This is a genomic window from Streptomyces scabichelini, from assembly GCF_011045015.1.
Classification (GTDB): domain Bacteria; phylum Actinomycetota; class Actinomycetes; order Streptomycetales; family Streptomycetaceae; genus Streptomyces; species Streptomyces scabichelini.
Genome location: NZ_JAAKZY010000299.1, coordinates 1 through 11122, shown reverse-complemented (window position 1 = coordinate 11122; position 11122 = coordinate 1). Strand labels below are relative to the sequence as shown.

At 68.9% G+C, this 11122-nt stretch carries 10 protein-coding genes; 2 read left to right on the top strand and 8 right to left on the bottom strand.

Features of this window, described 5'->3' with window-relative positions; all coding sequences use genetic code 11:
• Window positions 1-122 precede the first annotated feature (122 nt).
• Window positions 123-1472 carry a 4-aminobutyrate--2-oxoglutarate transaminase gene (gene gabT, locus G5C60_RS46615; protein ID WP_165269670.1) on the top strand — a complete coding sequence of 450 codons (1350 nt, stop codon included), beginning with the start codon at window positions 123-125 and terminating at the stop codon, window positions 1470-1472.
• A 353-nt stretch (window positions 1473-1825) separates the two neighbouring features.
• A complete protein-coding gene (locus tag G5C60_RS46610) occupies window positions 1826-2482 on the top strand; it encodes a phosphatase PAP2 family protein (RefSeq protein WP_338146130.1) in 657 nt (218 codons plus the stop codon).
• Between the two features lie 11 nt (window positions 2483-2493).
• Here G5C60_RS46610 and G5C60_RS46605 read toward each other — a convergent pair whose 3' ends face one another.
• The 8 genes from G5C60_RS46605 to G5C60_RS46570 all read right to left on the bottom strand — a co-directional run.
• On the bottom strand, window positions 2494-2946 hold the full coding sequence (locus tag G5C60_RS46605) for a hypothetical protein (RefSeq protein WP_165269666.1): 453 nt from the start codon (window positions 2944-2946) through the stop codon (window positions 2494-2496).
• Between the two features lie 113 nt (window positions 2947-3059).
• Window positions 3060-4463: an NAD(P)/FAD-dependent oxidoreductase gene (locus G5C60_RS46600; RefSeq protein ID WP_165269664.1), complete on the bottom strand. Its 1404-nt coding sequence runs from the start codon at window positions 4461-4463 to the stop codon at window positions 3060-3062.
• On the bottom strand, window positions 4460-5260 hold the full coding sequence (locus tag G5C60_RS46595; protein ID WP_165269662.1) for an ABC transporter permease: 801 nt from the start codon (window positions 5258-5260) through the stop codon (window positions 4460-4462). Before G5C60_RS46595 ends, G5C60_RS46600 begins: the two co-directional genes overlap by 4 nt.
• Window positions 5261-6190: an ABC transporter permease gene (locus tag G5C60_RS46590; protein WP_165269660.1), complete on the bottom strand. Its 930-nt coding sequence runs from the start codon at window positions 6188-6190 to the stop codon at window positions 5261-5263.
• The gene (locus G5C60_RS46585) at window positions 6190-7350 is read right to left on the bottom strand and encodes a polyamine ABC transporter ATP-binding protein (RefSeq protein WP_165269658.1); all 1161 of its coding nucleotides are present in this window, start codon (window positions 7348-7350) and stop codon (window positions 6190-6192) included. Before G5C60_RS46585 ends, G5C60_RS46590 begins: the two co-directional genes overlap by 1 nt.
• Window positions 7347-8591 (bottom strand): polyamine ABC transporter substrate-binding protein, encoded by a 1245-nt coding sequence (locus G5C60_RS46580; protein WP_165269656.1) that lies wholly within the window; start codon window positions 8589-8591, stop codon window positions 7347-7349. The genes G5C60_RS46585 and G5C60_RS46580 overlap by 4 nt, the downstream gene beginning before the upstream one ends.
• Window positions 8592-8641: 50 nt before the next feature.
• Window positions 8642-10180 carry a gamma-aminobutyraldehyde dehydrogenase gene (locus G5C60_RS46575; protein WP_165269654.1) on the bottom strand — a complete coding sequence of 513 codons (1539 nt, stop codon included), beginning with the start codon at window positions 10178-10180 and terminating at the stop codon, window positions 8642-8644.
• Window positions 10181-10691: 511 nt separating this feature from the next.
• Window positions 10692-11122: DUF4190 domain-containing protein (locus G5C60_RS46570; protein WP_165269652.1), on the bottom strand; the 431-nt coding region annotated here is incomplete at its 5' end.

Sequence of the window (11122 nt, the reverse complement as noted above, 5' to 3'; positions counted from 1 at the left end):
GAGCATGCCCACTCCCCACCCCCCGGTCCTAGCCTGCGAAGAAAGAAACCGAACGTACGAGCAACCGCGTCCGAAAGACCCCGCCCGCAAAACCCCGCCCGCAAGACCCCAAGGAGCCCCTCATGAGCGCACTTCCGCAGGAGCGCCGCGTCGTCACCGCCATCCCCGGCCCGAAGTCGCAGGAGTTGCAGGCCCGCCGCAGTGCCGCGGTCGCGGCCGGTGTGGGGTCCGTGCTGCCCGTGTTCGCGGCGCGCGCGGGCGGCGGGATCGTCGAGGACGTCGATGGGAACCGGCTGATCGACTTCGGCTCCGGCATCGCGGTGACCGGCGTCGGCGCCTCCGCCGAGGCCGTCGTACGCCGCGCCTCCGCCCAGCTTCAGGACTTCACCCACACCTGCTTCATGGTCACGCCGTACGAGGGTTACGTGGCCGTCGCCGAGGCGCTGGCCGAGCTGACCCCCGGCGACCACGCGAAGAAGTCCGCGCTGTTCAACTCCGGCGCCGAGGCCGTCGAGAACGCCGTCAAGATCGCCCGCTCGTACACCAAGCGCCAGGCCGTCGTCGTCTTCGACCACGGCTACCACGGCCGTACGAATCTGACGATGGCGCTGACCTCGAAGAACATGCCGTACAAGCACGGTTTCGGACCGTTCGCGCCCGAGATCTACCGCGTGCCGGTGGCGTACGGCTACCGCTGGCCGACCGGCCCGGAGAACTGCGGCCCGGAAGCCGCCGCGCAGGCCATCGACCAGATCAGCAAGCAGGTCGGCCCGGAGAACGTCGCCGCGATCGTCATCGAGCCGGTCCTCGGCGAGGGCGGCTTCATCGAGCCGGCGAAGGGCTTCCTGCCGGCGCTCAGCAAGTTCGCGAGGGACAACGGGATCGTCTTCGTCGCGGACGAGATCCAGTCTGGCTTCTGCCGCACCGGTCAGTGGTTCGCGTGTGAGGACGAGGGCATCGTCCCCGACCTGATCACCACGGCCAAGGGCATCGCGGGCGGTCTGCCGCTGGCCGCCGTGACCGGCCGCGCCGAGATCATGGACGCCGTGCACGCGGGCGGCCTGGGCGGCACCTACGGCGGCAACCCGGTCGCCTGCGCGGGCGCCCTCGGCTCGATCGAGACGATGAAGGAACTCGACCTCAATGCCAGGGCGCGGCACATCGAGACGGTCATGAAGGCGCGTCTGGGGGCCATGCAGGAGAAGTACGACATCATCGGCGACGTCCGCGGCCGTGGCGCCATGATGGCCATCGAGCTCGTGAAGACCGACACTCCTGGAGGCGTGGCCGCCAAGGAGCCCAACGCGGAGGCCACCGCCGCGCTCGCCAAGGCCTGCCATCAGGAGGGCCTGCTGGTCCTTACCTGTGGCACCTACGGCAACGTGCTGCGCTTCCTGCCGCCGCTGGTCATCAGCGAGGATCTGCTCAGCGAGGGCCTCGACATCCTGGAGCAGGCCTTCTCCCGCATCTGAGCAGGACTTCTCTCATCCGGTTCCGCTGCGGGGCGGCGAGGAGCAGGGCATGTGAAGAAGCTGTGCGGGGTGCATGGCGGGAGGCGTATCGGTCTGTCGGACGCCGATCCTCTGTCGTAGGTTCTACCCAGATGAGAGATACACCCCGCCCACAGGGGACTGTGGGTGACACCGGGTCGAGGCCTCCCCAGCTTCGCCCTGGTCGTGCCCTCGCGCACACAACTGGAGCCTCCGGCTCCGGAGGGTCTCCTCACCGATCGGACAGTCGCCCGCCCCAAACCCCCCGGGGCGTGCGACGACCCGATCCGGACGGCCGCCCCGGAACTACCCCCCCTGTTCCGGGGCGGCCGACCTTGTCTCCGGGCACTCTGGCCCTTCTCTTCGCGTTCCTCACGTGTCTCTTCGCGTTCCTCACGTGGCAGGTCGCCGTCGACAGCCCGCTGCGCCGCGCCGACGAGCGCCTGGGCCGGGCGATCGCGGACAGCCGTTTCCCGGACGGCGCCGCCGAACTCCTCGCGGACCTCGGCAACCTCACGGTCGCCGTCCCGGTCCTGGTCGCGGTCCTCGCATACGTCGCCTGGCGCGCGCGTCGCGCCGCTGCGCCCCGCTGGTGGCTCCCGCCCCTCGCTGCCCTGGTCACCATGGCCGCCGTACCCGCGCTGGTGGTCCCGCTGAAGGAGGTCGTCGGCCGCACGGGCCCGTACGGGATGGCGGGTGACGGCTACTACCCCTCCGGCCACACGGCGACGGCCGCCGTCGCCTACGGAGCGGCCGTCCTGCTTCTGCTCCCCCTGCTCCGCGGCACCTACGTCCGTCGCGAACTCACCATCGGGTATGTGGTGTTGATCGTCGCCGTCGGCTTCGGCCTGGTCCGCCGCGGCTACCACTGGCCGCTGGACGTGGTGGCGAGCCTGGTCCTGAGCGCGATGCTGCTGATCGTGCTCGCCGTGCTGCTGCGCCGACGCACCACTTCTCGGGACTCACGGGACTCACGGGAGCCTCGGAAGTAGCCGTCGGCACCTCACATCCCTTCGTCGCGCGCCAGCGCGGCCGCCGCCTCGTGCATCGCCAGCTCCAGCAGGGCCGGATCCGTCAGCGTGCCCGAGCCGTCCGGCGGAACCAGCCAGCGGGTACCGCCGGTGACGCGCCCCGGATAGGGGACGACGATCCAGGTGCCGCGACCCGCGGTGCGCACCCCCGTGCCGAGCCAGCGTGCCGCCGTGCCCGGCGGCACGAAGAAGCCCATGCGGGCGTCACCGAAGTCGGCGAGCACAGGACCGGGTTGATCGAGGACGCGGGTCAGTACGTCGAGCGTCGGGTAGCCGAGCTCGCCCGGCAGGATGAGTACGTCCCAGAGCCGGCCCGCCGGAAGCAGCGCGATCCCGAGGGGACTGCGCTCCCATTCCCAGCGGCACGCCTCTGGATCCGGAGCCACGGAAGCGAGCCACTCGACTGCCGTTTTCGCCCCAGTCATGAGGGGGTCCTCCCTTTCTCGTGTGGACGCTGGTCGCGTCACTGGGGAGAGAGGGGTCCCGGTCGGACATTACGCGGCTTCCGACCACTTTCTTCAGCTTGTTTCACCTTGTTTCAGCTGTCGAAGCCCAGGCCCAGCCTGTCCATCGTCCTCAGCCACAGATTGCGCCGGCCGCCGTGCGCGTCCGCCCGCGCCAACGACCACTTGGTGAGCGCGATCCCGGTCCAGGCGAAGGGTTCGGGCGGGAAGGGCAACGGCTTCTTGCGGACCATGTCCAGGGACGTACGTTCGGTGCGTTCCCCCGCCAGCAGGTCGAGCATCACGTCCGCGCCGAACCGGGTCGCGCCGACGCCAAGGCCCGTGTACCCCGCCGCGTACGCGACACGCCCCTGATGCGCCGTGCCGAAGAAGGCCGAGAAGCGGGAGCAGGTGTCGATCGCGCCGCCCCACGCGTGGGTGAAGCGGACGCCCTCGAGCTGCGGGAAGCAGGTGAAGAAGTGCCCGGCGAGCTTCGCGTACGTCTCCGGCCGGTCGTCGTACTCGGCGCGCATCCGGCCGCCGTACGGATAGACGGCGTCGTAGCCGCCCCACAGGACGCGGTTGTCGGCCGACAGCCGGAAGTAGTGGAACTGGTTGGCGCTGTCTCCGAGGCCCTGGCGGTTCTTCCAGCCGATGGACGCGAGTTGGGCGTCGGTCAGCGGCTCGGTCATCAGCGCGTAGTCGTAGACCGGGACGGTGTACGGGCGCACGCGTCTGACCAGGCTCGGGAAGATGTTGGTGGCGAGGGCGACGTGGCGGGCGCGGACGCCGCCGTACGGAGTGCGTACGGCCATACCGGCGCCGTACGTCTTCAGGCTGAGCGCGGGCGTGTGCTCGTACACGCGGACGCCCAGCTCGACGCAGGCGCGTTTGAGGCCCCAGGCGAGTCTGGCGGGGTGGAGGAGAGCGACGCCGTGGCGGTCGTGGAGGCCGCCGAGGAATGTCGGTGAGTCGACTTGTTCCCGGGCGCCGTCGGCGTCCAGGTACTCCACGCCGTCCGCGAACCCCCGCCGCTTCAACTCCCCGTACCACTCGCGCAGTTCGGCGGCCTGGTACGGCTCGGTGGCGACGTCGATCTCGCCGGTGCGCTCGAAGTCGCAGTCGAGGGAGTAGCGGGCGACGGCCGCCTCGATCTCGTCGAGGTTGCGGGCGCCCAGCTCCTGGAGCTTGTGGATCTCGTGCGGCCAGCGGGTGAGGCCGTTGGCCAGGCCGTGGGTGAGCGAGGCGGCGCAGAAGCCGCCGTTGCGGCCCGAGGCGGCCCAGCCCGCCTCGCGGCCCTCGACGAGCACCACGTCGCGGTGCGGGTCGCGCTCCTTGGCGAGGAGCGCGGTCCACAGTCCGCTGTAGCCGCCGCCGACGACAAGCAGGTCGCAGGTCTCGGCGGCGGTGAGGGCGGGCTCCGGGTGGGGCTTGGCGGAGTCGTCCAGCCAGTACGAGACCGGCTGGACGTCGGAAAGGGATTTCGTCCAGCGGGTCATGCCCGTTGCCGCTTTCGGCGATTGCCGACGACCATGCCGGCCAGCACCAGCAGTACGGCGACGATGAACATGGCCGTACCGATGACGTTGATCTGGACGGGTGTTCCGCGCTGTGCCGAGCCCCAGACGAACATGGGGAAGGTGACGGTGGAGCCCGCGTTGAAATTGGTGATGATGAAATCGTCGAAGGAGAGCGCGAAGGCGAGCAGCGCGCCCGCGGCGATTCCGGGGGCGGCGATCGGCAGGGTGACCCGGACGAACGTCTGGAGCGGGCCCGCGTACAGATCCCGGGCGGCTTCCTCCAGTCTCGGGTCCATCGACATGACGCGCGCCTTGACGGCCGTTACGACGAAGCTGAGGCAGAACATGATGTGGGCGATCAGGATCGTCCAGAAACCCAGCTGAGCCCCCATGTTGAGGAAAAGCGTCAGCAGGGAGGCGGCCATCACGACCTCGGGCATCGCCATCGGCATGAAGATCAGCGAGTTCACGGCGCCGCGTGCACGGAAGCGGTAGCGGACGAGCGCGAAGGCGATCAGGGTGCCGAGAACCGTCGCGCCGAGCGTCGCCCAGGCCGCGATCTGCAGGCTGAGCGAGAGCGAGCCGCACAGGTCGGCGACTCCGCACGGATCGGTCCAGGCGTCCGTGGAGAACTGCTGCCACTCGTAATTGAAGCGGCCCTTCGGATTGTTGAAGGAGAACACCGTGACGACGACGTTCGGCAGCAGCAGGTATCCGAGCGTCACGAGGCCCGCGATGATGACGAGATGGCGCTTGATCCAGCGTACGAAGGTCATTTAAACCAGATCCTCCGTCCCGGACTTGCGAATGTAGAGCGTGACCATGATGAGGATCGCGGCCATGAGAATGAACGAGAGGGCGGCGGCCGTCGGATAGTCGAGAATCCGCAGGAACTGCGACTGGATGACATTTCCGACCATCCGGGTGTCCGTGGAGCCGAGGAGATCGGCGTTCACGTAGTCACCGCTGGCCGGGATGAAGGTCAGCAGCGTTCCGGAGACGACACCGGGCATGGAGAGCGGGAACGTCACCTTGCGGAAGGTCGTGAACGGCTTGGCGTACAGGTCGTTCGCCGCCTCGTGCAGCCGTCCGTCGATGCGCTCCAGGGAGGTGTAGAGCGGCAGGATCATGAACGGCAGGAAGTTGTACGTGAGTCCGCAGACCACCGCGAGCGGGGTGGCAAGGACGCGGTCGCCGGCCGTGATGCCGAGCCAGCTCGTGACGTCCAGGAGGTGCAGCGAGTTGAGGGTGCCGACGACCGGGCCGCCGTCCGCGAGGATCGCCTTCCAGGCGAGCGTACGGATCAGGAAACTGGTGAAGAACGGCGCGATCACCAGGATCAGGATCAGATTGCGCCAGCGGCCCGCGCGGAACGCGATCAGGTAAGCGAGCGGGTAGCCGAGCAGCAGGCACAGGATCGTGGCGGTGCCGGCGTACGCGACGGAGCGCAGGAACTGCGGCCAGTACTCGGACAGCGCGTCCCAGTAGGTCGCGAAGTGCCAGGTGACCTTGTAGCCCTCCTCCAGGGAGCCCGTCTGCACGGACGTGGAGGCCTGGTAGACCATCGGCAGCGCGAAGAAGAGCAGCAGCCAGAGGATGCCGGGGAGCAGGAGCCAGTACGGGGTGAGGCGGCCTCTTTTACGAGGTGGACGCTTTTTCGGAGCGGGCGTCGGCGCCAGGGGTGGCGCGTCGGTGACGGTCGTCATCAGGCCGCCTCTTCCGCGACGGTCTCGATGCCCGCGTCGATGTCCTGGGCAGCGTCCAGACCGAAGGTGTGGGCGGGACTCCAGTGCAGGACGACCTCGGTGCCGGGGACGAGCCGGGCGTCGCGGTCGATGTTCTGGGCGTAGACCTCGAACTCGGGGCAGACCGGGCTGTCGATGACGTACTGCGTGGAGACACCGATGAAGCTGGAGTCGGCGATCTTCCCGGTGATCCGGTTGCGGCCCACCGGGATCTCGCCCGCGTCGTCGACGTGCGTGAGCGAGATCTTCTCGGGACGGACGCCCACCAGGACCTTGCCGCCGGTCGTCGTCGGCGCCGAACAGCGCGCCTCGGGCAGTACGAGCTTGCCGCCGCCCGCCTTGAGGACGATCTCGTCGCCGCTCTTGGTGTCGACCTCGGCCTCGATGAGGTTGGAGGTGCCGAGGAAGTTGGCGACGAAGGTGGTGTTCGGGTTCTCGTAGAGGTCGGCGGGCGAGCCGAGCTGCTCGACGCGGCCCGCGTTCATCACGGCGACCGTGTCGGCCATGGTCATGGCCTCCTCCTGGTCGTGCGTGACATGGATGAACGTGATGCCGACCTCGGTCTGGATGCGCTTCAGTTCCAGCTGCATCTGGCGGCGCAGCTTGAGGTCGAGGGCACCGAGCGGCTCGTCGAGGAGCAGCACCTTGGGAGTGTTGATCAGCGCGCGGGCGACGGCGACGCGCTGCTGCTGGCCTCCGGAGAGCTGGTGCGGCTTCTTGCGGGCCTGCTCGCCGAGTTGTACGAGCTCGAGCATCTCCTCGACCTGCTTCTTCACCGACTTGATGCCTCGCCGGCGCAGGCCGAAGGCGACGTTCTCGAAGATGTCGAGGTGCGGGAAGAGGGCGTACGACTGGAAGACCGTGTTCACCGGCCGCTTGTAGGGCGGCAGGTTCGTCACGTCCTGGTCCCCCAGGGACACGGATCCCGCAGTGGGCTCCTCCAGGCCGGCGATCATCCGCAGGGTGGTGGTCTTGCCGCAACCCGATGCTCCCAGGAGGGCGAAGAACGATCCCTGGGGGACGGTCAGGTCGAGCGGGTGGACGGCGGTGAAGGAGCCGTACGTCTTGCTGATCCCGGAGAGGCGGACGTCGCCGCTGGTGTCGTTCGTCATCGTGGTCACGCCCCTGTCAGCTTTGCGAACTTCTCTTCATAGGCCGTCTCTTCCTTCGAGCTCAGGGAGCGGAAGGAGCGGGACTTGGCGGCCATGGCGGCGTCGGGGATGATCAGCGGGTTGTTCGCCGCGTCCTCGTCGATCTTCGCCAGTTCGGGCTTCACGCCGTCCACGGGGCACACGTAGTTGATGTACGCGGCGAGCTGCGCGGCCGGACCGGGCTCGTAGTAGTAGTCGATGAGCCGTTCGGCGTTGGTCTTGTGGCGGGCCTTGTTGGGAACCAGCAGGTTGTCGGTCGACGTCATGTAGCCGCTGTCCGGGATGACGAAGTCGACGTCCGGGCTGTCCGCCTTCAGCTGGACGACGTCACCGGCCCAGGCGATACAGGCCGCGAAGTCGCCCTTGGTGAGGTCGGACGTGTAGTCGTTGCCGGTGAAGCGGCGGATCTGCCCCTTGTCGACGGCCTTCTGGAGACGGGCGATCGCCGCGTCGTAGTCGTCGTCGGTGAACTTCCCCGGGTCCTTGCCCATGTCGAGCAGCGTCATGCCGATGCTGTCGCGCATCTCCGACAGGAAGCCGATACGCCCCTTGAGCTTGGGGTTGTCCAGCATGTCGGAGACCGACTTCACCTCGACACCGTCGAGCGCCTTCTTGTTGTAGGCGATGACGGTGGATATCCCGGTCCAGGGATACGAGTACGCGCGTCCCGGGTCCCAGTCGGGGGTGCGGAACTGCTGGGACAGGCCGGCGTACGCATGCGGCAGGTTGGACGGGTCCAGTTTCTGGACCCACCCGAAGCGGATGAGCCGGGCGGCCAGCCAGTCGGTGACGCAGATGAGGTCGCGCCCCGTGTCCTGGCCCGCCGCGAGCTGCGGTTTGATCTTCCCGAAGAACTCGACGTTGTCGTTGATGTCCTCGGTGTACTTGACCTTGATGCCGGTGCGTTTCGTGAACGCGTCGAGCGTGGGGTGGTGCTTCTCGCTCTCGTCGACATCCATGTACTCGGTCCAGTTGGAGAAGTCGATCTCCTTCTCCTTGGCCGAGTGGTCGTCGGACGAGACGCCCGCGGTGTTCTTGGCCGCCGGGATCCCGCAGGCGCTCAGGGTCCCGAGGCCGCCCAGGGCGAGGGCTCCGCCCGTGGAGGCGCGCAGCAGCGAACGACGGGTGAGGGAGGCCCTGCCGCTCCTCAGACCGCGCCGTACGGCGGCCAGTTGAGCCGGGGACGGGCGGTCGGGCTCGTACTGCTCCATGCTCGTGGTGCCCTTTCGGGAGGGTTCGGCCTGGTCGTGGCCGGTGGTGACTAGCGGTCCCCGAAGATCGTGCGGTGCCAGTCCTTCCTGGCCACCGCCGTGTTGTCGAACATGACGTGCTTGATCTGGGTGTACTCCTCGAAGGAGTACACGGACATGTCCTTGCCGAAGCCGGACGCCTTGTGGCCGCCGTGCGGCATCTCGCTGATGATCGGGATGTGGTCGTTGACCCATACGCAGCCCGCCTTGATCTCGCGGGTGGCGCGGTTGGCCCGGTACACGTCGCGGCTCCAGGCGGAGGCGGCGAGGCCGTACGGGGTGTCGTTGGCGAGCCGGATGCCCTCGTCGTCGCTGTCGAAGGGCAGCACGACCAGGACGGGGCCGAAGATCTCGGACTGCACGATCTCGCTGTCCTGGGCGGCGTCGGCGACGAGGGTGGGCCGGTAGTACGCGCCGTGCTCCAGCCCCTTCGGGATCTCGCCGCCGGTGACCACGCGCGCGTAGGAGCGTGCCCGGTCGACGAAACCGGCGACGCGGTCGCGCTGTGCGTAGGAGATGAGCGGGCCGAGGTCGGTGTCCGGCGCGAACGGGTCGCCGAGCCGGACGCTCTCCATAAGGGCGGCCGTCTGCTGGACGAACTCCCTGTAGAGGGGCCTTTGGACGTACGCGCGCGTGGCGGCCGTGCAGTCCTGGCCGGTGTTGATCAACGCGCCCGCCACCGCGCCCTGTACGGCGGCCTCCAGGTCGGCGTCGTCGAAGACCAGGAACGGGGCCTTGCCGCCGAGTTCCAGGTGGAGGCGCTTGACGGTGGAGGTGGCGAGTTCGGCGACGCGCTTGCCCACGGCGGTGGAGCCGGTGAAGGAGGTCATCGCCACGTCAGGGTGAGCGACCAGGTGCTCACCGACCTCCCTGCCCGTGCCGGCCACGATGTTGACGACGCCGTCGGGGATGCCGGCCTGGGTGGCCGCCTCGGCGAACAGGAGCGAGGTGAGCGGGGTGAGCTCGGCGGGCTTCAGGACGATGGTGTTGCCCGCGGCGATCGCCGGGAGGATCTTCCAGGCGGCCATCTGGAGAGGGTAGTTCCAGGGGGCGATCGAGCCGACGACACCGATGGGTTCGCGGCGTACGTACGAGGTGTGGTCGCCGGAGTACTCGCCCGCGGACTGGCCCTGGAGCTGCCGGACGGCGCCCGCGAAGAAGGCGGTGTTGTCGATGGTGCCCGGGACGTCGAACTCCCGGCTCAGCTTGAGGGGCTTGCCGCACTGCAGGGACTCCGCACGCGCGAACTCCTCGGCGCGGTCGGCCAGCACGGCGGCGAAGCGGTGCATCGCGTCGGAGCGCTCGCCGGGCGTCGTGGCCGACCAGCCGGGGAAGGCGTCTCGGGCGGCGGCGACGGCGGCGTCCACGTCGGCGGTCCCCGCCAGGCTGTACGTGAGCACGTCCTCGCCGGTGGACGGGTCGACGACGGTGTGGGTGTGGCCGGAGGTGCCCTTGCACAGGCCCCCCGCGATGTACTGCGCGCCGGGCGCGAAGTGTTGCTGTGCGTGTTCCTGAGCCTGGGTGCGCGTGCTGTGGCCCGGGTTGTGCATGGGTGCTCTCCTCCGCCGCCGGCCGCGGTCCCCTGCGGGGCTGGCGTGGCTCCAGCTCGATTTGAGTGCCGATCCTGGCAGAGGTGACCCTGTCCAACAAGGGATTCCGTTGTTGCCTTTTGGTTAAGCAACGGAATCTGTCGGTTGGTTGTCGGCTGCGGGTTCGTTCTGGCTTGTCGCGCAGTTCCCCGCGCCCCTGGGTTCGTTGGGGGTCGGGGCCGTGGGCCGGTGCGTCAGCCCGTCGCAGGGTGGGCATACGGCCCTGGGCTGGTACACGGTGCGGGTGACCTGAGACCGAACCTACGCGACGGGCATACGACGCACCGACCCACGACCCCTCCCGCCGGTGGGTGAGTGGCGGGTAGTTGGGGGTACGGGCTTTCCTGGGGCGCGGGAAGGCGCAGGCTTTTTAGGGGCGCGGGGAACTGCGCGACCAGCCACGACGGCGCTGCAGCCGACAACGAACCCAACCCACCACCCCCGTAGGCACCCTGCCCGACCGCCGGAGGCCTCAGGCGAAGCCGACGATCAACAGCAGAGCCATGCCCACGCCGAGAGCGATCCCCACGGCCCCGCAGATGATCCCCGCCAGGGCCTGGCCCGCGTTGGTCGCCTCACTCCGGCGGGCCTTGCCACGCCCGATGACGCCGAAGATCACCGCGAGGATGCCCAGGATGATGGCCAGCGGCCAGGCGCAGAAGCCGACCGCCGAGATGATCCCCAGCACCAGCGCTGCCGTGCCCATGCCGTTACTGGGCGGCATGGGCATCCCGGGCCAGCCGTAGCCCGGACCGCCGCCGGGGGCGGCCGGGTAATAGGGGTGTCCCTGGTTGCCATAGCCATAGCCGTAGGGCGCCTGACCGGGCCCCTCAGGGGAGAGGGGAGGCGGCGGAACGGGTTCGCCGGGAACGGAGGGGGTCGTGGGCGCGACGGGGTTGGACC